A 26,315-nucleotide genomic window follows, 5' to 3' on the forward strand; every position below is an offset into this window, starting at 1 on the left:
CTTCTTCTTGTTCCAAATACGGCGGGGTGAATTGGCCGAAGGCCAAGAGGGGTAGCGCCCCTCACACCGGTTGCCTATAGCGCGCCTTTGGTGGACGGAATCGCATCCGCCTTACGCGGGTCCGTCTCAACCGCCTGCCGCAGTGCGCGCGCGACCGCCTTAAAGGCGGCCTCGGCAATGTGGTGGCCGTTGAACCCGTGTATCTGATCGATATGCAGCGTGATGCCGCCATGGGTGCTGAACGCCTGAAAGAATTCGCGCACCAACTCGGTATCGAAAGTGCCGATCTTTGGTGTCGGCAGATCCACATTCCAGATCAGAAAGGGGCGGGCTGACAGATCCAGTGCGCAGCGCACCTGTGCGTCATCCATGGGCAGATGACACTCGCCATACCGACGGATGCCTTTCTTGTCGCCCAGAGCCTGCGTCAATGCCTGACCCAGCGCAATGCCGGTATCCTCGACCGTGTGATGGTCGTCGATGTGATAATCGCCCTTCGCCCGAACGGTCATGTCGATCAGCGAATGGCGCGCCAGTTGATCCAGCATATGATCGAAGAACCCGACACCTGTCTGGTTGTCATACTGGCCTGTCCCGTCAAGATTGACCTCAACCGAGATCTCGGTCTCGGCGGTCTGACGGCTGATCTGAGCGCTGCGCATGGGCGACTTCCTTTTGCTACAGGGCGCTTATAGACGCGGTCCCCCGGGTATATCCAGAGGTCTTGGTGCCTTCGACGCAAACTGTTGCAGGGGATTGCACCCCGGCGCGACCCGTGCCAGCGTGCAGGCAATTCAAACCGACGGGGTCAGATCATGTCCACCTGCGTTTTCATCCAGATCCGCTGCAAACCCGGCACCACCTATCAGGTCGCCGAAGATATCGCGCTGCGCGAAATACACTCCGAGCTGTTTTCCACGAGCGGAGAGTATGATTTGCTGCTCAAGCTCTACATTCCGCAAGATCAGGATGTGGGTCACTTCATCAATGAAAACCTGCTGGATATTCCGTATATCGAGCGGTCGCTGACCACCATGACCTTCAAGGCGTTCTAGCCCAGCTCGAACGTTGTCACACCGAAGATACGGCTCAGATCGATGTCCGGCTCATGATCGGAATACATCCGTGCCGTTTCAAACACCTTGTCCAGCCCCAGTTTGTCGGCCAGAGCAAAGGCCGATTCATTCGGCTGCGGCATGTCCACAAAGATCTCATGTGCATTGTGGTCCTCTGGGACCGAGATCAAAAGTGCTGCCAGCAACGCTTCGGCGATGTCGGGCGTATCTGCAAATAGCGGCCCCACCTTATATCCGGTCCGGCAGGGTCGCAGGGTAGCGTATCCTCTTATCTCGCCGTCTTGGACATAGGCTTTGGACACATGGTGCTGCGCGCTCAGCCAACTGTTCAAGAACAGATCACGCGGTGCCGGGAACAGGTCGCGATCATAGTCTTTCAAAGCGTCCGAGGCCTGCGTCAGGTCAACAATGGCGGCGTTTGAACCGGCGTCCAACTTGCCCAGCATTCTACTTTTCGTTCCTGCAAAACGGTAATTATTGTAGGCAAAGGTAAAGCCGGATTTGCGATAGTTGTCCTGCTGTTCAACCACGCCATCCAGCCCCTTATTGCGCCCCTTGCAATGGGCCAGCGCGTGTTGGGCAATCTCAAGCCCATGGCCATGATGCCGGAACTCGGGTTTCACGATGTAAAAGCCCAGAAAGGCGAATCTGTCATCGTAATTCACGGCCGAGACCGAGGCGATCATCTCGCCATCCAGAAACCCGCCCAAAAACCCATCGGGGTCGGTTGGGCGAAAGCACTCTGCATCATGAACACCCGGGTTCCACCCCTCGCGCCCCGCCCAATCCACAGCATGTTGCACTTCATCGGCGGTAAGGGAGCGGATCTCATAATCAGACATTAGGAACGGTCCTGCGTTTTGGAATGCGGCCAGAATGGCGCATCGCTTGCGAAAGGACCAGCATGTTCGAAAGGCTTGGTATCTGGAGCGGGCGAGGCGATTCGAACGCCCGACCCTAACCTTGGCAAGGTTATGCTCTACCCCTGAGCTACGCCCGCATCAGATACATATGTGGTCCAAAGACCTCTCAATGGAGCGGGCGAGGCGATTCGAACGCCCGACCCTAACCTTGGCAAGGTTATGCTCTACCCCTGAGCTACGCCCGCGCCGTTGAGTGAGGAGGGATGTATAAAGTCCCACGCAAGCCTGCAAGCGGAAAAGCACAAAAAAATGCAAAAATCTTTCGACGGAAAGATGCTCTGTGCCCGTTGAAGACAGGATGCAGCAACGTGACAAGACTGTGGAGGGGGACCTTATTGTGCGCATGCAAGACCTGAAACTGATTTTGCTGGCGGCAATGATCTCGTTGGCCGTCGCGGTGGCATGGCTTGAAGAGCGGTCTCAGGCATTGGCGCAGCCGGATCTGCTGTCTGCCCCACACATTTTCCCATCACCTTCGCAAATCCGAGACGTCGAACGGGCTTAAAGATTTTGCCAGATTGTCGCTTAACCGCAGAACAATTCGAAGAAAGCGGGCTGTATTGTCGACCTATTACCCCTTTGTTTACGGGTTTTTTGCCCAAGTTTTGCCCTTTTGACAAGATATCTATGCATTAACCTGAATTCGTCTGCTCAACCTGGTGCCCTCTGCCGCTCCAGTGACAAAAGGAAGACAAAAAATGAAACGTTATTCCCGCATTCTCGCCACATCATTGATGCTTGCCGGCACAGTCGGTTTTGTCGCTGTTCTGGCCGCCCCGGATGTCGCCATCGCCAAAAACGGCAACGGCGGCGGTAATGGCAACGGCGGCGGTAACGGTGGAGGAAACGGCGGCGACGGTGGCAAAGGCGGCGGAAAAGGCAACGGGAATAACGGTGATAAGTCCGGTGGTTCCAAGGCGAGTGGCAACAGCGGTGCCGACAAGAAATCTGCCTCGAAGGGGCGCGGGCTTTTCGGAAATCTGGGGAAAAAGAAAGCCGAGAAAAAGAACACCACCACGACCGTCAATTCAGGCAAGAAGAAGCCTGGCTTGATTGCGTCGCTCGAAAACCTGGTAAACGGTAAGAAGAAATCGAAAAAAGTTGCAGCGACAGCAGTGGTTGCACCCGCAATTGTCGAGGAAGAGCCGGTACATCCCAACAAGCACGGAAAGATCTCGTCCGAGTTGAAAGGGCTGAACGCGGCCCATGCCAACCCGAATGCTTTGAAAAACGCATCTCCGAACAGTATGCCGGGCAAGCTTTACTCGTACCAGCAGAGCATCCTGGATTACTCTGAAGCTTCAATAGATCTGAAAGACAAAGAGCGGGAATTGTCAGATCTCATGGGACTGACGGATGAGGAAATCGAAGACACGTTTGCGCCGACTGAGGAAGAGCTTGCCGAAGACCCGGATCTGACAGCACAAGACAAGTATGATGCTGCGCTGAAAGATGCCGAAGAGGCGGTGACCGAAGCGGAAATGGCGCTGGATGAATCCAACCCCGAAGAAGCGCTGGACACTCTGACCGGTGGGCGTGACCTGTCTGAAGACGCTCTGAACGAACTGCACGATCTTCTGGATTTGCCTGCACCCAAAGATTACGAGGCGTCCATTGATGACAGCGTCGAACCCTTGGACGAAGACGAGACAGAAGAGCTTGCCGAGGATGAAGATGGTACGCCTGTCGAGGAAGAACTGGAGGAGCTTGCCGAAGGGTAAGCCTCATCCAGGGCCCGACACCTCAGATCGCCAGTATCAAATTCGCGATTGCGGCCAGAATTATGGCCGCGAAAGTAAGTAACATACCGATCTGACGCAGTATGACGATTTGGGGTGTGCGACCAAAGCCATAAGCATGTGATAGCCGTCCCGCGAGCAACGCCAATCCCAACAGGTTCACAAGCAGCCCCCCGGCGTCCTGCAGTTCGACCATAGCGATCAACAACAGCCCGAAAGGCGCATATTCGGCGCAGTTCGAATGGGTGCGCATGGCCTTTCGCACCGCTTTGTTGTCGCCATCGCCGACCGAGACTTTCTCAGCCCGTCGACACTTGATCACATTGATGCTGAGCCAGACATAGAGCAATGCAATCAGCGCGGCGTAGATCGGTGTGATGGTAAGCATTTGAACCTCTGGCAAAAAGGAAGGGCCAAATGCTTTCGCACCCGGCCCCTCGAAGTCTAATCAGATTTGGTTGCTATTCCAACTCGACCAGCAGGTCCTTGGCGTCGATCTGCCCGCCCGGTTGCACGTGAACGGCTTTGACAACTGCGTCGCGCTCGGCATGGATGCCGGTTTCCATCTTCATCGCTTCGATGGTCAGAAGCAGATCGCCTTCTTTGACCTCTTGCCCGACTGTAACCGCGACCGTGGCCACAACACCAGGCATCGGCGCTCCGATATGGTTGGGATTGCCCACCTCGGCTTTGGGGCGCTGTGCGGTGGCAGCGGTCACCATGCGGTTCGGAACACGGATCACACGCGGTTGACCGTTGAGTTCGAAGAAGACTTTGACCTCACCCTTTTCGTCGGTCTCACCGATGGCCTGACAGCGGATTTCCAGCGTCTTGCCCGGATCGATCTCGGCGGTGATCTCTTCGCCCGGTTCCATCCCGTAAAAGAACGTGCGTGTCGGCAGGGTGCGGACAGGGCCATAGAGGCGGTGGCGGCCCATGTAATCCAGGAACACCTTGGGATACATCAGATATCCGTTCAGGTCCTCGTCATCGACCTCCATCCCTTCCAGTTGTGCGGACAGTTCGGCACGCGTGGCCTCGAGGTCGACGGCTGGAACGTCCTTGCCCGGACGCTCGGTGTTGGGGGTTTCATCCTTCAACACTTTATGAACGATAGTATCGGGGAACCCGCCCGGAGGCTGGCCCAGATTGCCGCGCATCATGTCGATGACCGAATCCGGGAAGGCGACCTCGGTTGACGGGTTTTCAACATCATCGCGTGTCAGGCCCTGGCTGACCATCATCAGCGCCATATCGCCCACCACTTTGGACGAGGGCGTTACTTTGACGATATCGCCAAACATCTGGTTCACATCCGCATACATCTGCGCCACTTCGTGCCAACGCTCCTCAAGCCCCAGACTGCGTGCCTGTGCCTTGAGGTTGGTGAACTGACCGCCGGGCATTTCATGCAGATAGACCTCGGATGCCGGGGCCTGGAGGCTGGATTCAAAGGCGGCATACTGGCCGCGCACTGCCTCGAAATAGTCGCTGATCTCACGGATGGCCTTGATATCGAGCCCAGTGTCACGCTCGGTATGGCGCAGGGCTTCGACCACGGTGCCCAGCGTCGCTTGCGAGGTGTTGCCCGAGAAGCTGTCCATCGCGCAATCCACGGCGTCGACGCCTGCTTCAGCGGCCGCCAGAATGGTGGCGCTTGCGATACCGGCAGTGTCGTGCGTGTGGAAGTGGATCGGCAGGCCGACCTCTTCTTTCAGTGCGCGGATCAGGATCTTGGCCGAGGCTGGTTTCAACAGGCCCGCCATGTCTTTGAGGCCCAGAATATGCGCACCGGCATCGCGCAGTTCTTTCGCCATGCCGACGTAGTATTTCAGGTCATATTTGGCACGATCCGGGTCAAGGATGTCACCGGTGTAGCAAACCGTGCCTTCACAGATCTTGCCGCTTTCGACCACGGCATCCATCGCAACGCGCATGTTCTCGACCCAGTTGAGCGAGTCGAACACGCGGAACACATCGATATTCTGCGCGGCCTGGCGCACGAATTCCTGCACCACGTTGTCAGGATAGTTGGTATAGCCAACCCCGTTTGCGCCGCGCAGCAGCATTTGGGTCATCAGGTTCGGCATCGCCTCGCGCAGGTCACGCAAACGCTGCCACGGGCATTCCTGCAAGAACCGATAAGCCACGTCAAAAGTGGCGCCGCCCCAGCATTCGACGCTGAAGAGTTGCGGCAGGTTGGCCGCATAGGTGGGTGCCACCTTGATCATGTCGATCGACCGCATCCTTGTGGCCAGCAGCGACTGATGCCCGTCGCGCATGGTGGTGTCGGTGATCAACAGCTGGCGCTGGGCCTTCATCCAGTCGGCAACGGCCTGCGGGCCTTTCTGCTCCAACAAGTTGCGCGTGCCCATTTGCGGCTCGGCCTTCAGCGCGGGCGGGCGGGCTTCTTTCAGATCGGGTCTTGGCGTCGGGCGGTCTTTGGTTTCGGGATGCCCGTTCACAGTGATGTCGGCGATATAGTTCAGAACCTTGGTGCCCCGGTCGCGGCGCTTTTTGAAATGGAACAGATCCGGAGTCTCGTCGATGAACTTGGTGGTGTATTCGTTCGACAGGAAGGTCGGGTGTTTCAGCAGGTTTTCGACAAAGGCAATATTGGTCGAAACACCGCGCACGCGGAATTCGCGCAAGGCCCGATCCATCCGCGCGATCGCCTTTTCCGGTGTGGGCGCCCAGGCCGTGACCTTGGTCAGCAGTGAGTCGTAGTAGCGTGTGATTACGCCGCCCGCATAGGCGGTGCCGCCATCCAGACGAATGCCCATGCCGGTGGCCGAGCGATAGGCGGTGATCCGGCCATAATCGGGGATGAAGTTGTTCAGCGGATCTTCGGTTGTCACGCGGGTTTGCAGCGCATGACCGTTCAAACGGATCTCATCCTGGTTGGCTTTGCCCGTGGCTTCGGCCAGGGTTTTGCCCTCGGCAATCAGGATCTGGGCCTGCACGATGTCGATGCCAGTGACTTCCTCAGTCACCGTATGTTCGACCTGCACCCGCGGGTTCACTTCGATGAAGTAGAACTTGCTGGTGTTCATATCCATCAGGAATTCAACGGTGCCCGCGCATTCATAATTCACATGCGTGCAGATGCGGCGACCCAATTCGCACAGCTCGGCGCGCTGGTCTTCGGTCAGGTAAGGGGCCGGTGCGCGCTCGACCACTTTCTGGTTGCGGCGCTGGACCGAACAATCGCGTTCATAGAGGTGATAGATCTCGCCATGCTTATCGCCCAGAATCTGCACCTCTACATGGCGGGCGCGTGTGATCATCTTTTCAAGATAACCCTCACCATTGCCGAAAGCCGCTTCGGCTTCGCGGCGGCCTTCCAGCACTTTTTCTTCCAGCTCAACTTCGGACAGGATCGGACGCATGCCGCGCCCGCCACCGCCCCAGCTTGCCTTGAGCATGAGCGGGTAACCGATTTCGGCCGCCTCCGCCTTGATCGCGGTCATGTCATCGCCCAGCACTTCGGTTGCAGGGATGACTGGCACATCGGCGGCAATGGCCACCTTTCGTGCGCTGGCCTTGTCGCCCAGGGAGCGCATGGTCTCGGCCTTGGGGCCAATGAAGGTGATACCATTCTGCACGCAGGCATCGACAAAATCCGGGTTCTCGGACAGAAGACCATAGCCGGGGTGGATCGCATCAGCGCCGCATTCTTTGGCCACGCGGATGATTTCGTCGATCGACAAATAGGCCGCAACCGGACCCAAGCCTTCACCTATGCGATAGGCTTCATCGGCCTTGAACCGGTGCAAGCCCAGCTTGTCCTCCTCGGCAAAGACCGCAACGGTGCGCTTGCCCATTTCGTTGGCGGCACGCATGACGCGGATGGCAATCTCGCCGCGATTGGCGATCAGAATTTTCTTGAAGTCGGTCATGTCTGGTCCCGGTCTTTTTTACGTTTGGCCGTTGCTCTAGCGCGTGAATACGCGCTGACATATCCGTTCTTTTGGGTAGAACCGGCATGTTAACGCTCGCAAACGCCAAGTGTTGGTGTCGACCTTTTACCCATGCGGCGGTGCAGCATCAACGTTTTGTAACGTTTTATTCCTATTTTTATGATTATTCCGGGCAATTGCCGATTGAAGCCGTCGAAAACTCGGGACCTTGGCGGTTATTTGACTGCGCAGCACCGTTTTCTTTGGCGTGCCATGCGATGTTGACGGGTGCAAATACTGTTGAACAGCAAAGGCGCCAAGCCCGAGATTGCGTATCAAACCTTTCCCCGGCTCCGGATCATGCCGCAGATGCCGCGGGCGGCGATTTGATCTGTTTTGGGTTCTTGTCCTTTTGAGATGTCTCTTGTGAGCCAGCGACCTGAACCTGATTCCGCCCCTTATCCTTGGCCTGATAGAGCGCGTCATCCGCTGCGCGCATTAGATCTTGCGGCATGGTTCCGTGCGCAGGGTAATGGGAAACACCGACCGAGATCGTGATGCGCGGCAACGCCTTTTCACCATAGCGGACGGTCACCGCCTCGACCGCTTGGCGCAGCTGTTCGGCGCGCGATACTGCATCTTCAGGGCTGTTGTCCGGCAGGATCAGCATGAACTCTTCTCCAACGATCCGGCAGGCGACCTCATCCCGTTCGCAGCCTTGCTCCAAAGCGGCGCCGACGGCCCGCAGAACCATGTCACCGGCATCATGGCCATGGGTGTCGTTGAACTTTTTGAAATGGTCCACATCGACTGCGATCAGGCTGAGATATGCGCCGGTTTGCTGGCTGCGGCTGATCGATTTACGCAGCGTTTCGGTCATGTGGCGGCGGTTGAACAAGCCAGTCAGAGGATCCGGCACCGATTGGTCATGCAATTGGTCGCGCATCCGTACATTGGCGATGGCCATGCTGATCTGTTCGGCGCAAAGTTGCGCCAGTTTGCGGCTGTCACGAAAACCTTCTTTCTGCCCCTCGATGGCACGCAAATGCAGCAGGCCGACCGTTTCGCCATGAGCCAAAATGGGAAAGCAGAAATAAGGTCGCCCGTCATGCGGTTCTGCATGTTCACAGACAAATTCAATCTCTTAGGTACCAAATTGATAAGTGCGTCCGCGGCGCAGGCCCCAGCAGCCTTCGGGGTGAATATGCGCCTTATGTGCCCCACCGTTCCAACTGGCACAGCCATCCAGCACGTCGCGCGAATTGGAATAGACATAAACGCCGCCTTCTGCCTGCGGCAGAATATGGGTCATGAACCGGCCAACCATATCGAACAGTTCATCCAGGCTGCGGCTCGATTGCAGCCATTCGTTCAACTCGCCCAAAAACTGCACTTCTCGCGCTAGCTTAAGCTGATCGTCCAGTAGCTTGCGTTCAGCCCGAGACCGGTTGCGCATCGCGCGCAGTTGTAGCCGGTTTCCGCGATACGACATGAAGAACACGATCGAAACTGCCGAAACCACAAGCGAGCCGATCAGCGCAAGCAGAGGCCGGACCTGCACCATGAAAGCGCGCCTGAGTTCCGTAACATCCGTGAAGAACTCCAAAGCGCCCAAATAGGCACCTCCGTTGGTCACCGCGCTAACCACTTCGGCCACATCGCGCATCTGGTCGGACGCGTTGAGGTTCTCTGTCTCGCGATAGAGCACTTCAAGTGCAGATCTTTGCGACAAGGCATAATACATATCACCCAAAACAGTCGCATTGCGCCGCTCGGGCATAAGTGGGGCGGCGTGACTGTGCGGCCCCGCCGATGACCAGATCATCTTGCCAGTCGCGTCATATATCTGAAGGCGGTAGATTTCGGACGCGCCCAGCACACGGCGTAACAACGCCGCGTCGGGTTGCGCGATTTGGCCTTCGCCGAAAGCTGTTTGAAGGTCAGGAATGAACGTCATGATCTGTTCGCTCCAGGCCTCAGATCGATGCCGGACATCGGCTTCGACCATGCGGTTCACGATCGGGATGGCGCCATACATGGCGATCCAGCCAGCAAGGCCGATGGCACAAATAAGGCTGATGATAATCGCAGTCTGCGCCAGCAGGCCTCCTTTTCGGCCTGCAGTATGCTCGTGCTCCATCTTTGCCTCCTGCACTTCGACAAGGGCAGTTTTCAACTCAGCGACTTGACAGAGGGTTAACGCCCGTGCGGCGTGTTGGAAGAATAAACGTCAAATTTTTTCGGATTGGGCGTGAACAAGCCGTGAACAAACCCTTTACCCTTGGCGCGTATCCAGCGTAGTTTGGGGCCATGAGCAGTTTTGACGATATGGACGCCTTTGAAGGCGCATCTTTGTCTGCACAGGCGATGGCCGTGCGCCCTACACCATACCTGGACGAACTGAACCCGGCGCAACGGGAGGCGGTTGAACGGCTGGACGGCCCGGTGCTGATGCTGGCAGGCGCGGGCACGGGCAAGACCAAGGCGTTGACGGCAAGGATCGCGCATTTGCTGACCACGGGCAGGGCACGCCCAAACGAGATTTTGGCGGTGACCTTTACCAACAAGGCCGCACGCGAAATGAAAGACCGAGTTGGCCGATCATTGGGCCAGCCTGCTGAGGGCATGCCGTGGTTGGGCACGTTCCACGCCATCTGTGTCAAGCTGTTGCGTCGTCATGCGGAACTGGTGGACCTGAAGTCAAACTTCACCATCCTGGACAGCGATGACCAGTTGCGTTTGCTCAAACAATTGGTGCAGGCGGCTAATATCGATGACAAGCGCTGGCCCGCTCGGATGCTGGCCGGAATAATCGACGACTGGAAAAACCGGGCACTGACACCCGACAAAGTGCCTGCCGCTGACGCGGGTGCGTACAATCACAAAGGTATTGAGCTTTACGCGCAATACCAGACCCGTCTGCGCGAGCTGAATGCTGTGGATTTTGGTGACCTGCTGCTGCATATGGTCACGATTTTCCAGACCCAAGCGGACGTGTTGGAGCAATATCAGCGCTGGTTCCGCTACATCCTCGTGGACGAGTATCAAGATACCAACGTCGCCCAGTATCTCTGGCTGCGTCTGCTGGCGGGCGGGCACAAGAATATCTGCTGTGTCGGCGATGACGACCAGTCGATCTATGGCTGGCGCGGAGCCGAAGTGGGAAACATCCTGCGCTTTGAGAAGGATTTCCCCGGTGCTTTTGTGGTGCGGTTGGAGCAGAACTATCGCTCGACCCCGCATATTCTGGCCGCTGCGTCGAATGTGATCCGGAGCAATGAGAACCGATTGGGCAAAGAGCTTTGGACAGACGCCGAAGAGGGGCACAAAGTTCGGCTGATCGGCCATTGGGATGGCGAGGAAGAGGCGCGCTGGATCGGTGAAGAGATCGACGCGATGCAGGGCGGCACGCGCGGCATTCGTCCGATGAACCTGGATGAAATGGCCATCCTTGTGCGCGCATCACACCAGATGCGGGCCTTTGAGGATCGGTTCCTGACCATCGGGTTGCCCTATAAGGTGATCGGTGGCCCTCGGTTCTATGAGCGGATGGAGATTCGCGACGCCATGGCCTATTTCCGGCTGGTGGTCAGCCCCGAGGATGATCTGGCCTTTGAGCGGATCGTGAACACACCCAAACGGGGCCTTGGAGACAAGGCGCAGCAGACGATTCAGGTGGTGGCGCGCGAAAACGGTGTTTCTTTGGTCGAAGGCGCGCGGATTACGGTCGAAAACGGGTTGATCAAGGGCAAGGGCGGCAAGGCCCTGCGCGAGCTGATCGACGGGTTGGCGCGGTGGAATGCGATGACACGCGGGCCTCGGATCGAGGTTGAAGATGATACGGTCATTGACGATGGGCTATCCCCCATCCGCTATGGCGCGCCGGAACATACCCATATCGAGTTGGCGCAGATTGTCCTGGACGAATCCGGCTATACCGCCCATTGGCAAAACGACAAAACCCCCGAAGCGCCCGGACGGCTGGAAAACCTCAAGGAATTGGTCAACCAGTTGGACAATTTCGAGAACCTGCAAGGGTTTCTGGAACATGTCAGCCTGGTCATGGATAACGAACAGGAGGGCGACGGGGCGAAGGTTTCGATCATGACCTTGCACGCGGCCAAGGGGCTGGAGTTTCCGGTGGTCTTTCTACCCGGCTGGGAGGATGGGCTGTTCCCGTCGCAACGCTCGATGGATGAAAGCGGGATCAAGGGGCTCGAGGAAGAGCGGCGTCTGGCTTATGTGGGGATTACGCGGGCCGAGGAGGTCTGCACCATCTCGTTTGCCGGTAATCGGCGGGTGTTCGGGCAGTGGCAGAATTCCATGCCGTCACGGTTCATTGACGAGTTGCCCGAAGAGCATGTGGAGATTCTGACACCTCCGGGGCTTTATGGGGGTGGCCAGCAAAGTGCCGGGATCGAAACCCGCGCGGCAGAAGCCAATGTGTATAACTCTCCGGGCTGGAAACGGATGCAGGCGCGGCAAGGGCAATATGGCATGTCGCAGCCGCGCGAAAGCCGCAATACGGTGATTGATGCAACCGCTGTGGCCAGCTTTACGCTGGGTGAGCGCGTGTTTCACCAGAAATTTGGCTATGGCGGTGTGATTGGGATTGAAGGCGACAAGGTCGAGGTCGATTTTGACAAGGCCGGTGTCAAAAAGGTGGTCTCTCGCTTTCTGACCAATAAGGACGATGTTCCGTTCTGACGCTTACAGTCCTTCGACCAGTACCAGATTGGCAGTCGCTGTTTCCTGCCTGATTTTGGCGAGCTCAACATAGTCTGGATCATCTTTCCACGCCCGGGCCGAGGCGATGTCGGGGAACTCCATCAACACGATGCCGTCTTCAGCCCAGCTGCCTTCTATGACTTCGACTGGTTTTGAAGAAACCGTCAGCAGGCGCCCACCATGCCGGTCGAAGATTGGCATGAAGCCTTCAAGATAACTCTGGTACCCATCGGGGTCGTGAATGGAAATCTGGGCGATGAAATAGGCGGCCATGAGGTACTCCTGAAACGCGTTCACGACCCCAACGTACATCATGCTGTGACAAAACAAAAACGGCGGTTCCCAGGGAGGAGGAAGGGAACCGCCGTTCTTTTCAACTCCGAGGCAGGGAGGAGGAGAGCCCCGAAGTATCCTTTTCCGGGTTTGAGCCCGGTACGTGACAGACGCGGTGACGTCAGGGAGGAGGTAGACGTCACCGCGCACTTTCAACATCGAGACAGGGAGGAGGAGAGTCCCGATGTATCAGTTTCCGACATCTGAGGCCGGTATATGGTGCGACAACGTCAGGGAGGAGGAGAGACGTTGCCGCTTAAGTACAGGCCCAAGGGAGGAGGATGGACCTGATCTCGTAATTCTCTGTGCGCTTACTTCGCGCAGTATTCTTCCGCGGCCTGCAGCGCCAAACGCCGGATCATGCTGCGGTTCAGACCCAGATCCGCCAGTTCGCGGTTCGACAGCGCGGCCAGAGCGTTATATGTCTGGCGGAAAGTCCGGTACCGGTTGAAACGCAGTTTCAGCCCGCCCAGAACAGTGTTCAGCCCGCTCGAAGATGCGCTTTTCAGCGCTGTAGGATGTGTTGCGATTGCCATTTTGGTTACCCGCTTTTTCCGTATGACCGGAACTGTCCGGCCCTTGCTTGAGATTGAAGATAGGCAAATGCTGCGTTTGCACAATAGGGCGCAGGGGCAATGCTGCTATGCAGCAAGTGCATAGATTAAATGAAGATTTCCTGAAACGAAGAAAAGCGCCTTTAAAATATGGGTTTTTCGAGGCCGGGCTTTGCGGTACGATTTTTTAGGCGCTAACATCAGCTGTGAAACTGCCGCCTGATTGATCGGATTTGGCTGAAATTTGTGCGGAAAGAAATCGCGTGACCGCGATTCACCGCGCGAACGCACCTGCATGGGAAACCATGGGCGAGATGCGTTTTCACCCGGATCTGGCGCTGAACTGTGGGTGTTTGATTCGATCCATCCGGGCCAGTTCGGTGAGATTCAGTGCCATTTTTTACATTTAAAGAGAAAAAAATGGGAAATCGTGGGAAGCGCTGCCTTGCTGCGTTGGCACTATATGTAGTGGCATCTTTGCTTTGTGTGTCAATTTGAGGTGTGTTTCGCGCGCGTTCGTCGTTGCTGTCCTGCTGCAAACGGTAGTTGGGGCCATGTCGTGGTGTAATTTCCTATTGATTTCCATGAAATCCCGTGGCATCCCTTATTCATCCGATGAGGACGAGGCACATGGGGCGCTAAACGACCCCGAACCAAGAATACAAAATTAGGTTTCATACAGGCATCTCGCTTTCATCAGTCAACAGATCCGGCGCGCGAGCGAGCAGACATCCCCCCAGGTGGCGCGCGCAGCTGGACATCCCGCACAGCGGGTCAATGCGGCGGGTTGATCAGTGGCAGCAGATCAACCCGCCGTTTTTCTTGAAGGGGGGAGCGTTTTTGAAGTGAGGCGCAAGCGAAAGGGACAGTCGTCTTGGCGCGCAGGTTTAGAGGTGAAAGCCACCATAAGGTGGACACGAAGGGCAGGGTCTCGATCCCGGCCCTGTTTCGCCGTGTGCTTGAGGCCTCTGATCCCAACTGGCAACCTGGCGGCAGCCCCGAGCTTGTGATTGTCTACGGCGGCCCCAACCGCAAATTCCTTGAATGCTACTCGATGGAGGCGATTGACGAGGTCGACGCCAAGATCGATGCATTGCCGCGCGGCTCGACCCAGCGAAAGATGTTGCAACGCATGTTCCATGGTCAGTCTTTCCCGACAACCGTGGATGAAACCGGGCGATTGGTTTTGCCGGCAAAGCTGCGCGACAAGATCGGGCTTGAGAAAGAGGCATTCTTTATCGCGGCAGGCGATACCTTCCAGATTTGGAAGCCTGAAGTCTATGAGGCAGAGGCTGAATCTGATGCGGAAGAGTGGGTCGAAGAATACTCGGAAGACTTCGATCCGATGCAATTCCTGGACGGCCCCGGAGCCTGACGGAATGGCTGCTGCGGAAACTCAAGTCGAAAAACCTCATATCCCCGTTCTGCTGCGCCCCCTGTTGGAGGCAGTCGCACCAGTTACGGGTGTCTGGCTGGATGGCACTTTTGGAGCGGGGGGCTACACACGCGGATTGCTGGAGGCCGGAGCCTGCAAAGTCATCGGCGTGGATCGTGATCCTTTGGCCTTTGAGATGGCCAAAGGCTGGGTCGCGCAATTTGGCGACAGGCTGGTTCTGCAGCAGGGTGTGTTTTCGCGCATGGATGAATATGCCTCGGGTCTGGACGGTGTTGTTCTGGACCTTGGGGTGTCATCGATGCAGCTGGATCAGGCTGAGCGCGGGTTTTCCTTCATGAAGGACGGTCCGTTGGATATGCGGATGAGTCAGGACGGACCAAGTGCTGCGGATCTGGTCAATGAAGCAAGCGAGGCCGAATTGGCAGATATCCTTTTCCACTACGGAGAGGAACGGGCCAGTCGCCGGATCGCGAAGGCTGTCATCAAGGCGCGGGCCGAAGCTCCGATCACAACCACGCTTGCCTTGGCCGAGATCATCGAATCCTGTCTGCCGCGCCCCAAACCGGGCCAGTCCCATCCCGCGACGCGCAGCTTTCAGGCGCTGCGGATTGCCGTGAACGCAGAATATGACGAGCTGTTTCAGGGGCTTATGGCGGCGGAACGTGCCTTGAAGCCCGGTGGTCAATTGGCGGTGGTGACGTTCCATTCGATCGAAGATCGCATGGTCAAAAGGTTCTTTCAGGCGCGGGCAGGCAAGACCGGGCGGGCAAACCGCTATGCGCCCGAACTTGAGCAAGAGCAGCCGCAATTCACGCTTAAGACGCGCAAGGCCGTTGGGCCGGATGCGCAGGAACTGCAGGATAATCCACGCGCGCGATCTGCAAAGCTGCGTGTGGCAATCAGAACTGAGGCTCCGGCGGGCGAAATTGATGCGCGCGCAATCGGCATGCCACAACTGGGGGGACGGGGAAAATGAAGAGCATTCTGTATGTATTGACCGCGTTGTCGGTGTTCGGCCTGGCGCTTTGGGCCTATCAAGAGAACTATCGTACGCAGCAAGTGGTCAAGGAGACCCAGGCGCTGCAGCGGCAGATCGGGATGGCGCAGGCGCGGTTGGCGGTTTTGAACGCGGAATGGGCTTACCTGAACCGCCCCGACCGGCTGCGGGAACTGGCGGACCTGAATTTCGAACGTTTGGGACTGTTGCCTTTACGGGCCGAGCAATTCGGGCGTGCAGACAAGATCGCCTATGGTGAGGACCCTGATTTGCCTGTGGCGACCCCGGAAGAGCTGGAGGCCATCACGCGGACACAGGCGTTAGTCGAGGTGCAAGTGCCATGACACGTACTCCGCTGCGCCCTCTGGCCCGCATTCTGGAAGCCCGTGCCAAGGGCGAAAATCCAAAGGCCATCGAGCGCGAGAATATTCTTCAACGCCACGAAGACATGAAAGACCGCGCTCGCGCTCGGGCCGAGGGGCGTTTGCTGGTATTGGGGCTCTTTTTCTTTTGTGCTTTCAGTGTGGTTGGCGTGCGCATGGGCATGTTGGCCACGTCCGAGGCGCAAGAGCCTTTGGCCAGTGCTCAAGGGGCGTCGATTGCGATGCAGCGGGCCAATATAGTCGACCGGGATGGGCGTATTCTGGCGACCAATCTGGAAACCTATTCGGTTTACGCGCAGCCGCCTTTGATGATTGATCCGGTGGCCGCAGCGGATCAGCTGGTCGCAATCTTCCCGGATCTGGAAAAAGAGCGTCTGGTCAAAGACTTCACCGGTGATCGTAAATTCCTTTGGATCAAAAAGCGGATCTCGCCCGAGCAAAAGCAGGCGGTGCATGACATCGGTGATCCCGGCATTCTGTTTGGCCCGCGCGAAATGCGGCTTTATCCCAACGGGCAATTGGCGGCGCATATTCTAGGCGGGTCCGGGTTTGGACGCGAAGGCGTCAGCGCGGCTGAGCTGATTGGCGTTGCGGGTGTAGAAAAACAGTTCGACGACTATCTGCGCGACCCGGCCAACGGCAACAAGCCGCTTCAGCTGTCGCTGGACCTGACCATTCAGGCTGCGGTCGAGCAGGTGCTCTATGGCGGCATGAAGATCATGAATGCCAAAGGCGCATCGGCCGTCCTGATGAATGCGCATACGGGCGAGGTCGTCTCGGCGGCCTCTTTGCCCTCGTTTGATCCCAACGACCGCCCGCGCCCACCGACCTCGGGCTATGATCCGTCAGACAGCCCTCTGTTCAATCGCTACGTGCAGGGCGTTTATGAGCTGGGATCGGTGTTCAAGATCTTTACCGCCGCTCAGGCGGTTGAACTGGGTCTGGTACATTCCGAAACCATCATCGATACCTCTGGCCCGATGAAGATCGGGCGCTTTCCAATTGGAGAGTTCAACGGCAAAAACTATGGCGAGATCAGCGTTGCGGATGTAATTGTCCACAGCTCGAACCGGGGAACCGGGCGGCTGGCTTTGATGATCGGGGCCAAGCGGCAGCAGAGCTTTCTGGAAACGCTTGGGATGTTTGAGCCGACACCGTTCGAGATTGTCGAAGCCAAGGGTGGAGCACCTTTGAAGCCCAAAAAATGGGGTGAGCTGAGCACCGTAACGATTTCCTATGGCCACGGGCTTTCGACCAGCCCCATGCATCTGGCGGCGGGTTATGCGGCGATTGCCAACGGGGGGCATTACGTCAGCCCGACGATCCTGCGCAAAAACGGCCCGCAATACGGCCCGCGGGTGATGTCGGCCAATGCAGCGCGGCAGTCGCAGAAGATGTTGCGCAAGGTGGTCACCGATGGCACCGCCAGTTTCGGCGATGTGCCGGGCTATGCGGTGGCGGGCAAAACCGGAACAGCGGACAAACCCAAGCCGCGCGGCGGGTACTATGATGACAAGGTGATCGCAACTTTCGCGACCTTCTTCCCGGCATATGATCCGCAATATGTACTGGTCGTCACGTTGGACGAACCGTCGATTGTGGCGCATGGTGAAAAGCGACGCACGGCGGGTTGGACGGCGGTGCCAGTGGCCTCGGAACTGATCGGGCGCATAGCGCCACTTTTGGGGCTGCGTCCCCGGCTTGAGCCTGAGGCGGGCGCTGCTATAACGCTGACCTCAAATTAGGCTGTCTGACACGAGGTGGGCATGGGCAAACAGTCAAAGAAACTCAGCCAACTGGCCCTGACCGCACGCGCAGGGGCGAACCCGCAGATCACCGGTCTGGCCGTTGACAGCCGCGATGTGCAAGACGGCTTTTTGTTTGCGGCATTGCCTGGAACCCGCGTGCATGGCGGGGAGTTCATCCAATACGCCTTGCGCATGGGGGCTGCGGCGATTCTGACCGATGCGGAAGGGGCCGAAATCGCCGCTGCCGAGCTGGCCGGATCGGAGGCTGCGCTTGTTGTTGTCGAGGATCCTCGACAAGCTTTGGCGGGTGCGGCGGCCCTTTGGTTTGGGGCGCAACCGCAAACGATTGTGGCCGTGACCGGCACCAACGGAAAAACATCGGTGGCCAGTTTCGTGCGCCAGATCTGGGCCGAGCTGGACCACAAGGCCGTCAATCTGGGCACCACTGGTGTTGAAGGTGCATGGACCGCACCTTTGGCCCACACGACGCCCGAGCCTATTACGCTGCATCGTTGCCTGGCTGAAGCCGCCCAAAACGGTGTCACCCATGCTGCGATGGAGGCATCTTCGCACGGGTTGGAACAGCGACGGTTGGACGGTGTGCATCTGACAGCCGCAGGGTTTTCGAACTTTACGCAGGATCATTTGGACTATCACGAAACGTTTGAGGCGTATTTCCAGGCCAAGGTGGGCCTGTTTGATCGGGTTCTGCCGCAAGATGGTACCGCTGTGATCAACATGAGCGACCCGAAGGGCGCCCAAGTCCGTCGCATTGCCGAAGCGCGAGGTCAGCAGGTGTTGACGGTCGGGCTGGGTGAAGCGGACCTGTGTCTGCTCAATCAGCGCTTTGATGCAACCGGGCAAGATCTGAGGTTTTCCTGGCAGGGTAAGGTGTTTCAGACCCGTCTGAACCTGATCGGCGGGTTTCAGGCTGAAAACGTGCTGCTGGCCTGTGGACTGGTGATTGCCAGCGGTGATGAGCCTCAGCATGTCTTTGACACGCTCCCGCATCTGAAAACCGTGCGCGGTCGGATGCAGCTTGCCGCCACGCGGGAAAATGGCGCGGCAGTTTTTGTCGATTATGCCCATACGCCTGACGCGGTTGCCACTGCATTGCGCGCCATGCGTCCGCATGTGATGGGCCGGTTGATTGCGATTGTGGGCGCGGGCGGCGACCGCGATGCCACCAAGCGGCCTTTGATGGGGCAGGCGGCTGCGGCGAATGCGGATGTGGTTTTTGTCACCGACGACAACCCACGCAGCGAAGATCCCGCAGCAATCCGCTCAGCAGTGATGTTGGGCGCGCCTGAAGCAACCGAAGTGGGCGACCGGGCCGAGGCGATCCTGCGCGGCGTGGACGCGCTGCAACCCGGTGACGCATTACTTATTGCGGGCAAAGGCCATGAAACCGGGCAGATTGTTGGCGATCAGGTTCTGCCCTTTGATGATGTCGAACAGGCCAGCATCGCCGTTGCGGCGCTGGACGGGAGGGTGGCATGACGCTTTGGACAGCGGCAGAGGCCGCCTCGGCAACCGGTGGGCGCGCTACCGGCAACTGGGTCGCCAACGGCGTGTCGATCGATACGCGCACATTGCAACCCGGAGATATTTTTGTGGCGCTCAAGGCGGCCCGTGACGGGCATGATTTCGTGGCACAAGCGCTTGAGAAGGGCGCGGGTGCGGCCTTGGTTTCATATGTTCCCGACGGTGTTGATGAGACCGCGCCATTGCTGATCGTTGAGGATGTGCAAGCCGGGCTGGAGGCTTTGGGCCAAGCCGCGCGCGCGCGCTGTTCGGCACGCGTGGTCGGCGTGACTGGCAGCGTTGGCAAGACCTCGACCAAGGAGATGCTGGCCACCATTTTGGAAACGCAAGGCGCGACACATGCCAGCGTGGCCAGTTACAACAACCATTGGGGTGTGCCGCTGACACTGGCGCGGATGCCGCGCGAGACCGAATTTGCCGTGATCGAGATCGGCATGAACCACCCCGGGGAAATCGCACCCCTCGCCAAACAGGCGCGCCCGCATGTGGCTTTGGTCACGACGGTGGCGGCGGTTCATCTTGAGGCGTTCGACTCGGTGGCCGGTATTGCCCGCGAAAAGGCTGCCATCTTTGATGGGTTGGTCGCAGGCGGATCGGCCATTGTTAACGCAGATATCGAGCATGCCGGTATCGTGCGCGACCATGCCCTCGGTTGCGGCGTGAAGGTCGTGGAATTTGGGCGTAGTGCGGCTGACTATACGTTGCTGGACGTCGCGCAATCCGACACCGCTGTCGCTGCGCAGGCCAGAGTAGGTGACACAGAGATCACCTTTGAAGTTCAGTCTGCGGGCACGCATTTCGCTATGAACGCCCTAGGCGCGCTGGCCGCCTGTGTCGAACTGGGCGTAGATCTGGAGCAGGCCATAGAAGGTCTGCGGGCATGGGCTCCGGTCAAAGGGCGCGGCGTGCGCGAGGTTGTTTCGCTTTCAAACGGTGGATCCCTTGAGCTGTTGGATGACAGCTACAATGCCAACCCAACGTCGATGGCTGCAGCGTTGGATGTGCTGGCTGCGGCGAAAGGTGCGCGCAGGATTGCTTTCATTGGCGACATGAAAGAGCTCGGGCCGGATGAAATGCAAATGCACGCGGCCTTGGCCGATATTGATGCCATCGCGAGTGTCGATCAGGTGCATTGCATCGGCCCGTTGATGCAGGCGCTGCATCAGGCTTTGCCGGAAGACAAGCGCGGGAAGTGGTCTGAAACCAGCCAGGACATGGCTTGCCACCTTCCCGAACTGATCCGGGACGGCGATGTTGTGCTGGCCAAGGGCTCGCTCAGCATGGCGCTGGCGCATATTGTTGACGGTCTTCGGAAATTGGGGCAAGGGAGCGCGCCTGAGGCGTAGGCGCTTTGTGAGAGAGGTTTTGTAATGCTGTATTGGTTGACCGCCCTGTCGGACGGGGGCGATTTCTGGAACCTCTTTCGCTATATCACCTTCCGCGCTGGCGGAGCATTTCTGACGGCGCTGGTGTTTGGATTTATCTTTGGAAAACCTCTGATCAATGTGCTGCGCCGCAAACAGGGCAAAGGCCAGCCGATCCGGGATGACGGGCCAGAGGGCCATTTCTCCAAGGCTGGTACACCTACCATGGGCGGTTTGCTGATCGTCGGCGCGTTGGTCACGTCCACGCTTGTCTGGGCGCGATGGGATAACCCTTATGTCTGGATGGTTCTTTTCGTAACTCTGGCCTATGCGGGTATCGGTTTTGCCGATGACTATGCCAAAGTGTCGAAGCAAAACACCAAAGGTGTGTCCAGCCGGATGCGCCTGGCGCTGGGGGTCGTAATCGCGGTCTTGGCCTCGCTTTGGGCGACGTTTCATCACCCCGATGCGTTGCAGAACCAGTTGGCTGTGCCTGTGTTCAAGGACACGCTGCTCAATCTGGGGCTGTTCTATATCCCGTTTGCGATTGTTGTCATTGTGGGCGCCGCAAACGCGGTGAATCTAACCGACGGCTTGGATGGGTTGGCCATAATGCCTGCGATGATTGCGGCCTCAACGCTCGGGGTCATCGCCTATGCGGTGGGACGCGTGGACTTTACCGAATACCTGGACGTCCATTATGTGCCGGGAACGGGAGAGATTTTCATCTTTACCTCGGCGCTGTTCGGGGCCGGTTTGGGCTTTTTGTGGTATAACGCCCCACCGGCGGCAGTGTTCATGGGCGATACCGGATCCCTGGCTTTGGGCGGTGCGCTGGGCGCAATCGCTGTGGCCACGAAGCACGAGTTGGTTCTGGCCGTTGTCGGGGGGCTGTTTGTGGTGGAGGCGCTGAGTGTGATCATCCAGGTGCTCTACTTCAAGCGTACGGGCAAGCGCGTGTTCTTGATGGCACCGATCCACCACCATTATGAAAAGAAGGGCTGGGCAGAGCCGACGATCGTCATCCGGTTCTGGATCATTTCGCTGATCCTGGCGATGATCGGGCTGGCCACGCTGAAAGTGCGGTAGCGCTCCCGCCAGGTTCGGCGAACCTTCGGTTCACCTGCCACCTGTTGGGCCCGGCTCGCGCAGATGCGCGAGCCTTTTTGTGCCTCTTGCCATTGGGGAATTCCTGAGTGCAGTGTGGCGCAACATCAAAGAAACGATCGGGGTGAAGCAGAATGATCCCAGTGAAAGGGTATTCCGGACAGAAGGTTGCTGTACTGGGGTTGGGCCGTTCGGGCCTAGCGGCTGCGCGCGCGCTGCGGGCAGGCGGGGCAGAGCCCGTCTGTTGGGATGACAACCCTGCGGCCCGTGAAGCTGCGGAAGAGGATGGGCTGCTTTGTGTTGATCTGCGGCGCGCGGGCGCATTTGACGATGTCTCTGCTTTGATCGTGTCTCCTGGCATTCCGCATCTTTACCCGCAGCCCAATCCAATTGTCGCCGCAGCCCTTGAGGCCGGGGTGCCAGTGGATAATGATATCGGGTTGTTTTTCCGGTCCTTCGCAGGCCCGGAGTGGCATCAGTTCGATACACCCCCTCGGGTGATCGCGGTTACCGGCTCGAACGGGAAATCCACCACGGCGGCATTGATCCACCATATCCTGAACGAGGCTGGGCGTCCGGTCCAGTTGGCCGGCAATATCGGGCGCGGGGTGCTGGATATTGAGCCGGGTGAGGACGGGTCGGTCGTGGTGCTGGAACTGAGCAGTTACCAAACCGAGCTAGCGCGCGCCCTGACCCCGGATGTGGCGGTGTTCACCAACCTGTCGCCGGATCATCTGGATCGCCACGGCGGTATGGGTGGCTATTTCGCGGCCAAGAGGCGTTTGTTCGCCGAAGGTGGGCCGGACCGGGCCATCATAGGCGTCGATGAAAACGAAGGCGCATTTCTAGCCGGTCAACTGGCGGAGGGCCCTTCCGATGATCGGGTTATCCGTCTGTCAGTGACACGAAAGCTGACCGGTCCCGGGTGGCAGGTCTTTGCCCGTAAAGGGTTCTTGTCGGAATACCGCAAGGGGCGGCAGACCGGTGCGATTGACCTGCGCGAAATAAAGAGCCTGCCGGGCAGCCATAACCACCAGAATGCCTGCGCCGCCTATGCGGCCTGCCGCGCGCTTGGATTGGCACCGCGCGTGATCGAAGATGCGCTGCACAGTTATCCCGGCCTGCCGCATCGCAGCCAGATCATCGCCGAAGCTGGCGGTGTTACCTATGTCAACGACTCCAAAGCCACCAATGTGGACAGCGCGGTCAAAGCGTTGAGCGCGTTCAAGAAGATCCGCTGGATTTGCGGTGGGTTGGAGAAAGAAGGTGGGCTTGATGCTCTGCAAGACGCGACGGGCGCGGTCATCAAGGCCTATGTGATCGGCCGTGAAGCCGCAGGATTTGCTATGCAGCTGGGCGTTGAGAGCGCTGTTTGCACGACGATGGAGGCCGCTGTCGCACAAGCCATGGCCGATGCAGAACCGGGTGATGTTGTGCTGTTGGCCCCGGCGGCGGCAAGTTTTGACCAATATGACAACTTTGAGCAGCGCGGCGATGATTTCGTCTCGCGAGTGCAAGAGGGCCTGGAATAACGGGCAGGTTGCATTTGGTCACTGGTTCGGCAAGTCTGTAGACCAGATTGCTTGATGTCGTGCAGGCAGACATTACATACTTTTGGCTGAAGAAAGAGGTTCTGAAAATGCTTACCCGTAAATCTGCTTTGATCCTCCCGGTCTTGCTGACGGCTGCGGCCTGCACAAATGTGGGCGCCAATTATCAGCCGATTGTCGACGGCCCAGTTGGTCCGAACTACAACGCGGATCTCGCTCAATGTCAGGCGCTGGCACGGACGCAGCCCACCGTGGACGGCAATACCGCCGGAGCGGCGGCGATAGGTGCAGCAGGCGCTGCGGGAACCAAGGCCATCATTGACGACAGCGCAAGCGATCTTGGGCGTGCTGCTGTGGCCGGTGCATTGGTGGGTGCCGGAGCCAGCGCTCTGCAAAATACCCAAAACCAGGAAGTCATCGTGCGCAATTGCATGCGCGGTCGCGGTTATAACGTCGTCGGTTGACGGGCAGCAATTGCAGTTCCAGCGGCATAACCCGACGACCAAGCCCACTGGAAGTTGTAGCCTCCGAGCCAACCGGTAACATCCACCGCTTCGCCAATCGCATAGAGGCCAGGGACTTCCTTGGCCTCCATTGTTTTGGACGACAGCCCATCGGTATCGATCCCGCCAAGCGTTACCTCGGCCGTGCGGTAGCCTTCGGTGCCAGAGGGCGTTAGCTGCCAATTCGACAACGTATCAGCAAGCGACCACAGGGCAGCGTCCGATTGATCAGCGAGATTGCCTTGCATATTGATGCTTCGGCTGAGGTGTTCGACCAGACGCGCTGGTAGGTGTTTTGCCAATTCGGTGGTCAGCGCCTTGCGGCCCGAGGCCTGCCTGTCCCGACGTAGAATATCAACCAACGGAAGGTCGGCCAGCAGGTTGACGCATATGGGCTCGCCTTCCCGCCAATAGGACGAAAGCTGCAGCACGGCAGGGCCGCTGAGCCCGCGATGAGTAAAAAGCAATGCTTCGTCAAAGCTGGAGCGTTGATTGGATAAGCGGACGGGCAGGGACACACCAGACAACTCTTTGAACCGACCGTCAGTGAAGGTAAACGGCACCAATGCCGCGCGTGTGTCCGTCACGTTTAAGCCAAACTGGCGCGCAATGTCATAAGCCAAACCGCTGGCGCCCATTTTCGGGATGGATTTGCCCCCGGTCGCCAGCACCAGGTTCCTGCAAATCAGGCTATGGGATTGGCCATCTTTTTCGACGTCGAGCGCAAACCCCGTTTCGAGTTTGCGCAATCCACGCACCGAAGTTTGTAGCCAGAGTAGAGCGCCTGCGCGCTCCATCTCGGCCAAAAGCATCGACATGATCTGTTTCGATGAGCCGTCACAGAACAACTGTCCCAGCGTCTTCTCATGCCATGCGATACCATGCTGATCGACCAGATCGATGAAATCCCATTGCGTATATCGCGCCAGTGCTGATTTGCAGAAATGCGGGTTCTTCGACAGAAAATTCGATGGCCCCGCGTAAAGGTTGGTGAAATTGCACCGCCCGCCTCCAGAAATACGGATCTTTTCACCTGGTGCTTTTGCGTGGTCGATCACCAGCGTGCGTCCACCGCAATGTGCGCTGCACATTAGGCCGGCAGCACCGGCGCCAAGTATGATTGTGTCGAACATCATAAAAAGGCCCATGGCGCGGAATGACGCCGATGACAAGGGGTAGAACCTGCGCAAATACGCTTAGTCAGGATCCGGGCCATCTTGGCGACAGATCGAATACAGGCATCCATACGACAGTCATTGCAAAAATCTGACGCCGTGCTTGACCTCGCACCTGAAGGCCAGCAAGTTGCAGCCCACGCTTGGGTGATATGCGCCAGAGTAAGAGGGTTTTCAGTTATGCCAACGCCTGTCTTCGGAGCTTTTCGCAGCGACACGACATTGTCCAACGCAGGCGCGTCGACAGCTGTGGTCGGGTCGACCTTCGAAATCTCGGCCTACAGCCAGATTGATATCGACACTGGTGTGGACCCGACGATTTTTGCCGGTGACAGCGTTTCGAACGAAACCGCCAACGACCCGACGCAGACTTACCTTGGCGAAACCATTTTCTGGGACTTCACCGTTACCGTGACGGATGGAACCAATACGTACGAGATCGGCTTTTTTGACTACGATATCGACGGGGACGGAAATTCGATCGGCGTAGATGCCGAAGACGCGTTCTTCATGGGTTTCATTGGTGGAACGGTGCCGCCGTTGAACACGACGCTGACGATCACGGCGATTATCGACAATGGCCCGAGCATCGACATCGATACCGTTGTCCCCTGTTTTACGGCGGGCACGCTGATCGAGACGGCAGAGGGTCCCAAACCGGTCGAAACGCTTTGCCCTGGTGACGCAGTCATGACGCTGGACAACGGCCCGCAAGTGATCCGCTGGATCGGGTCGCGGCAGTTGGACAGCATCGACCTGCACGCCAAGCCGAAGCTACGGCCTATTTGCATCGCACAGGGCGCGTTGGGCGGCGGTTTTCCCAAACGGGATCTTCGGGTTTCGCCTCAGCACCGGATGCTGGTGCGTTCACCGATTGCGGTCAGAATGTTTGCGAAATCCGAAGTGCTGATCCCTGCGATCAAACTGGTCGACATCCCCGGCGTCTCGATTGATGAACAGACCTCTGCAGTCAGCTATTTTCACATCCTGTTTGACCACCACGAGATCATCTTTGCCGAAGGTGCCCCTTGCGAAAGCTTGTATCTGGGCAGCGAGGCCCGCAAAGCAGTCGGGGATGCGTCAATCTCGGAAATTGCGGAATTGTTCCCCGAGCTTTTGGCTGAAGATTTTTCACCTGAAACCGCGCGACTGGTCCCTCATAAGGGGCGCGAGATGCGTGCGTTGGTCAACCGTCACGTGAAGAACAGCAAACCTATCCTCTCTTAGGGTCGAGGCCATGCGCTGAACGCGATAGAGCACCGCGTCGACCGGCGGAAATCCCCCCCGATGCCCCT

General features: G+C 58.0%; 23 protein-coding genes and 2 tRNA genes. 14 read left to right on the forward strand and 11 right to left on the reverse strand.

Features of this window, described 5'->3' with window-relative positions; all coding sequences use genetic code 11:
- Positions 1–74: 74 nt before the first annotated feature.
- Entirely contained in the window at positions 75–662 is a 588-nt protein-coding gene (hisB, locus tag GOX45_RS00105; protein WP_171096812.1) for an imidazoleglycerol-phosphate dehydratase HisB, read from the reverse strand.
- A gap of 153 nt (positions 663–815) precedes the next feature.
- Here hisB and GOX45_RS00110 point away from each other — a divergent pair, with 153 nt between their 5' ends.
- Complete coding sequence (locus GOX45_RS00110) at positions 816–1,055, forward strand: Lrp/AsnC ligand binding domain-containing protein (RefSeq protein ID WP_171096813.1); 240 nt, start codon at positions 816–818, stop codon at positions 1,053–1,055.
- On the opposite strand, the gene GOX45_RS00115 is transcribed toward GOX45_RS00110, so the two are convergent.
- The 3 genes from GOX45_RS00115 to GOX45_RS00125 all read right to left on the reverse strand — a co-directional run bounded on the left by GOX45_RS00115 (position 1,052) and on the right by GOX45_RS00125 (position 2,184).
- Positions 1,052–1,918, reverse strand: coding sequence for a GNAT family N-acetyltransferase (locus GOX45_RS00115; protein ID WP_171096814.1), 867 nt, complete (start codon positions 1,916–1,918; stop codon positions 1,052–1,054). The genes GOX45_RS00110 and GOX45_RS00115 overlap by 4 nt on opposite strands.
- Before the next feature lie 83 nt (positions 1,919–2,001).
- Positions 2,002–2,076, reverse strand: a tRNA-Gly gene (locus GOX45_RS00120).
- 33 nt (positions 2,077–2,109) lie between these two features.
- Positions 2,110–2,184 (reverse strand) — tRNA-Gly (locus GOX45_RS00125).
- 113 nt (positions 2,185–2,297) lie between these two features.
- Between GOX45_RS00125 and GOX45_RS00130 the strand changes: the two genes are divergently transcribed.
- Positions 2,298–2,504 carry a hypothetical protein gene (locus tag GOX45_RS00130; RefSeq protein ID WP_171128021.1) on the forward strand — a complete coding sequence of 69 codons (207 nt, stop codon included), beginning with the start codon at positions 2,298–2,300 and terminating at the stop codon, positions 2,502–2,504.
- A 193-nt stretch (positions 2,505–2,697) separates the two neighbouring features.
- On the forward strand, positions 2,698–3,720 hold the full coding sequence (locus GOX45_RS00135) for a hypothetical protein (RefSeq protein ID WP_171096816.1): 1,023 nt from the start codon (positions 2,698–2,700) through the stop codon (positions 3,718–3,720).
- A 22-nt stretch (positions 3,721–3,742) separates the two neighbouring features.
- On the opposite strand, the gene GOX45_RS00140 is transcribed toward GOX45_RS00135, so the two are convergent.
- The 4 genes from GOX45_RS00140 to GOX45_RS22005 all read right to left on the reverse strand — a co-directional run bounded on the left by GOX45_RS00140 (position 3,743) and on the right by GOX45_RS22005 (position 9,777).
- Entirely contained in the window at positions 3,743–4,126 is a 384-nt protein-coding gene (locus GOX45_RS00140) for an MAPEG family protein (protein WP_171096817.1), read from the reverse strand.
- 73 nt (positions 4,127–4,199) lie between these two features.
- Positions 4,200–7,637 (reverse strand): pyruvate carboxylase, encoded by a 3,438-nt coding sequence (locus tag GOX45_RS00145; RefSeq protein ID WP_171096818.1) that lies wholly within the window; start codon positions 7,635–7,637, stop codon positions 4,200–4,202.
- 358 nt (positions 7,638–7,995) lie between these two features.
- Complete coding sequence (locus tag GOX45_RS22000) at positions 7,996–8,715, reverse strand: GGDEF domain-containing protein (RefSeq protein WP_254445888.1); 720 nt, start codon at positions 8,713–8,715, stop codon at positions 7,996–7,998.
- Between the two features lie 66 nt (positions 8,716–8,781).
- Positions 8,782–9,777 (reverse strand): hypothetical protein, encoded by a 996-nt coding sequence (locus GOX45_RS22005; protein ID WP_254445889.1) that lies wholly within the window; start codon positions 9,775–9,777, stop codon positions 8,782–8,784.
- Between the two features lie 170 nt (positions 9,778–9,947).
- Here GOX45_RS22005 and GOX45_RS00155 point away from each other — a divergent pair, with 170 nt between their 5' ends.
- A complete protein-coding gene (locus GOX45_RS00155) occupies positions 9,948–12,344 on the forward strand; it encodes an ATP-dependent helicase (protein ID WP_171096819.1) in 2,397 nt (798 codons plus the stop codon).
- Positions 12,345–12,347: 3 nt separating this feature from the next.
- Here GOX45_RS00155 and GOX45_RS00160 read toward each other — a convergent pair whose 3' ends face one another.
- Together GOX45_RS00160 and GOX45_RS00165 are read right to left on the reverse strand one after the other, a co-directional pair.
- Positions 12,348–12,638 carry a DUF1330 domain-containing protein gene (locus tag GOX45_RS00160; RefSeq protein ID WP_171096820.1) on the reverse strand — a complete coding sequence of 97 codons (291 nt, stop codon included), beginning with the start codon at positions 12,636–12,638 and terminating at the stop codon, positions 12,348–12,350.
- A 371-nt stretch (positions 12,639–13,009) separates the two neighbouring features.
- The gene (locus tag GOX45_RS00165; protein ID WP_171096821.1) at positions 13,010–13,234 is read right to left on the reverse strand and encodes a DUF1127 domain-containing protein; all 225 of its coding nucleotides are present in this window, start codon (positions 13,232–13,234) and stop codon (positions 13,010–13,012) included.
- 928 nt (positions 13,235–14,162) lie between these two features.
- Between GOX45_RS00165 and mraZ the strand changes: the two genes are divergently transcribed.
- The 9 genes from mraZ to GOX45_RS00210 all read left to right on the forward strand — a co-directional run bounded on the left by mraZ (position 14,163) and on the right by GOX45_RS00210 (position 23,806).
- Complete coding sequence (gene mraZ, locus GOX45_RS00170) at positions 14,163–14,627, forward strand: division/cell wall cluster transcriptional repressor MraZ (RefSeq protein ID WP_371731809.1); 465 nt, start codon at positions 14,163–14,165, stop codon at positions 14,625–14,627.
- Between the two features lie 4 nt (positions 14,628–14,631).
- Complete coding sequence (gene rsmH, locus GOX45_RS00175) at positions 14,632–15,624, forward strand: 16S rRNA (cytosine(1402)-N(4))-methyltransferase RsmH (RefSeq protein ID WP_171096823.1); 993 nt, start codon at positions 14,632–14,634, stop codon at positions 15,622–15,624.
- The gene (locus GOX45_RS00180) at positions 15,621–15,989 is read left to right on the forward strand and encodes a cell division protein FtsL (RefSeq protein WP_171096824.1); all 369 of its coding nucleotides are present in this window, start codon (positions 15,621–15,623) and stop codon (positions 15,987–15,989) included. The genes rsmH and GOX45_RS00180 overlap by 4 nt, the downstream gene beginning before the upstream one ends.
- Complete coding sequence (locus GOX45_RS00185; RefSeq protein WP_171096825.1) at positions 15,986–17,773, forward strand: penicillin-binding protein 2; 1,788 nt, start codon at positions 15,986–15,988, stop codon at positions 17,771–17,773. Before GOX45_RS00180 ends, GOX45_RS00185 begins: the two co-directional genes overlap by 4 nt.
- A gap of 21 nt (positions 17,774–17,794) precedes the next feature.
- Positions 17,795–19,276, forward strand: coding sequence for a UDP-N-acetylmuramoyl-L-alanyl-D-glutamate--2,6-diaminopimelate ligase (locus GOX45_RS00190; RefSeq protein ID WP_171096826.1), 1,482 nt, complete (start codon positions 17,795–17,797; stop codon positions 19,274–19,276).
- Positions 19,273–20,667: a UDP-N-acetylmuramoyl-tripeptide--D-alanyl-D-alanine ligase gene (murF, locus tag GOX45_RS00195; RefSeq protein ID WP_171096827.1), complete on the forward strand. Its 1,395-nt coding sequence runs from the start codon at positions 19,273–19,275 to the stop codon at positions 20,665–20,667. The genes GOX45_RS00190 and murF overlap by 4 nt, the downstream gene beginning before the upstream one ends.
- A gap of 24 nt (positions 20,668–20,691) precedes the next feature.
- The gene (gene mraY, locus GOX45_RS00200) at positions 20,692–21,774 is read left to right on the forward strand and encodes a phospho-N-acetylmuramoyl-pentapeptide-transferase (protein ID WP_171096828.1); all 1,083 of its coding nucleotides are present in this window, start codon (positions 20,692–20,694) and stop codon (positions 21,772–21,774) included.
- A 152-nt stretch (positions 21,775–21,926) separates the two neighbouring features.
- On the forward strand, positions 21,927–23,324 hold the full coding sequence (gene murD / locus GOX45_RS00205; RefSeq protein ID WP_171096829.1) for a UDP-N-acetylmuramoyl-L-alanine--D-glutamate ligase: 1,398 nt from the start codon (positions 21,927–21,929) through the stop codon (positions 23,322–23,324).
- 107 nt (positions 23,325–23,431) lie between these two features.
- Positions 23,432–23,806 (forward strand): glycine zipper family protein, encoded by a 375-nt coding sequence (locus GOX45_RS00210; RefSeq protein ID WP_254445890.1) that lies wholly within the window; start codon positions 23,432–23,434, stop codon positions 23,804–23,806.
- On the opposite strand, the gene GOX45_RS00215 is transcribed toward GOX45_RS00210, so the two are convergent.
- Complete coding sequence (locus GOX45_RS00215; RefSeq protein WP_171098078.1) at positions 23,788–24,981, reverse strand: NAD(P)/FAD-dependent oxidoreductase; 1,194 nt, start codon at positions 24,979–24,981, stop codon at positions 23,788–23,790. The genes GOX45_RS00210 and GOX45_RS00215 overlap by 19 nt on opposite strands.
- 219 nt (positions 24,982–25,200) lie before the next feature.
- Here GOX45_RS00215 and GOX45_RS00220 point away from each other — a divergent pair, with 219 nt between their 5' ends.
- On the forward strand, positions 25,201–26,247 hold the full coding sequence (locus GOX45_RS00220; protein WP_171096830.1) for a Hint domain-containing protein: 1,047 nt from the start codon (positions 25,201–25,203) through the stop codon (positions 26,245–26,247).
- Positions 26,248–26,315: the final 68 nt, after the last annotated feature.

It is taken from the genome of Ruegeria sp. HKCCD7255, from assembly GCF_013031565.1.
Classification (GTDB): domain Bacteria; phylum Pseudomonadota; class Alphaproteobacteria; order Rhodobacterales; family Rhodobacteraceae; genus Ruegeria.

Excerpts from the sequence above, each read along its gene's own strand:
- hisB (WP_171096812.1), bottom strand. The coding sequence starts at position 662 with ATGCGCAGCGCTCAGATCAGCCGTCAGACCGCCGAGACCGAGATCTCG.
- GOX45_RS00110 (WP_171096813.1), top strand. The coding sequence starts at position 816 with ATGTCCACCTGCGTTTTCATCCAGATCCGCTGCAAACCCGGCACCACC.
- GOX45_RS00115 (WP_171096814.1), bottom strand. The coding sequence starts at position 1,918 with ATGTCTGATTATGAGATCCGCTCCCTTACCGCCGATGAAGTGCAACAT.
- GOX45_RS00130 (WP_171128021.1), top strand. The coding sequence starts at position 2,298 with ATGCAGCAACGTGACAAGACTGTGGAGGGGGACCTTATTGTGCGCATG.
- GOX45_RS00135 (WP_171096816.1), top strand. The coding sequence starts at position 2,698 with ATGAAACGTTATTCCCGCATTCTCGCCACATCATTGATGCTTGCCGGC.
- GOX45_RS00140 (WP_171096817.1), bottom strand. The coding sequence starts at position 4,126 with ATGCTTACCATCACACCGATCTACGCCGCGCTGATTGCATTGCTCTAT.
- GOX45_RS00145 (WP_171096818.1), bottom strand. The coding sequence starts at position 7,637 with ATGACCGACTTCAAGAAAATTCTGATCGCCAATCGCGGCGAGATTGCC.
- GOX45_RS22005 (WP_254445889.1), bottom strand. The coding sequence starts at position 9,777 with ATGGAGCACGAGCATACTGCAGGCCGAAAAGGAGGCCTGCTGGCGCAG.
- GOX45_RS00155 (WP_171096819.1), top strand. The coding sequence starts at position 9,948 with ATGAGCAGTTTTGACGATATGGACGCCTTTGAAGGCGCATCTTTGTCT.
- GOX45_RS00160 (WP_171096820.1), bottom strand. The coding sequence starts at position 12,638 with ATGGCCGCCTATTTCATCGCCCAGATTTCCATTCACGACCCCGATGGG.
- GOX45_RS00165 (WP_171096821.1), bottom strand. The coding sequence starts at position 13,234 with ATGGCAATCGCAACACATCCTACAGCGCTGAAAAGCGCATCTTCGAGC.
- rsmH (WP_171096823.1), top strand. The coding sequence starts at position 14,632 with ATGGCTGCTGCGGAAACTCAAGTCGAAAAACCTCATATCCCCGTTCTG.
- GOX45_RS00180 (WP_171096824.1), top strand. The coding sequence starts at position 15,621 with ATGAAGAGCATTCTGTATGTATTGACCGCGTTGTCGGTGTTCGGCCTG.
- GOX45_RS00185 (WP_171096825.1), top strand. The coding sequence starts at position 15,986 with ATGACACGTACTCCGCTGCGCCCTCTGGCCCGCATTCTGGAAGCCCGT.
- GOX45_RS00190 (WP_171096826.1), top strand. The coding sequence starts at position 17,795 with ATGGGCAAACAGTCAAAGAAACTCAGCCAACTGGCCCTGACCGCACGC.
- murF (WP_171096827.1), top strand. The coding sequence starts at position 19,273 with ATGACGCTTTGGACAGCGGCAGAGGCCGCCTCGGCAACCGGTGGGCGC.
- mraY (WP_171096828.1), top strand. The coding sequence starts at position 20,692 with ATGCTGTATTGGTTGACCGCCCTGTCGGACGGGGGCGATTTCTGGAAC.
- murD (WP_171096829.1), top strand. The coding sequence starts at position 21,927 with ATGATCCCAGTGAAAGGGTATTCCGGACAGAAGGTTGCTGTACTGGGG.
- GOX45_RS00210 (WP_254445890.1), top strand. The coding sequence starts at position 23,432 with ATGCTTACCCGTAAATCTGCTTTGATCCTCCCGGTCTTGCTGACGGCT.
- GOX45_RS00215 (WP_171098078.1), bottom strand. The coding sequence starts at position 24,981 with ATGATGTTCGACACAATCATACTTGGCGCCGGTGCTGCCGGCCTAATG.
- GOX45_RS00220 (WP_171096830.1), top strand. The coding sequence starts at position 25,201 with ATGCCAACGCCTGTCTTCGGAGCTTTTCGCAGCGACACGACATTGTCC.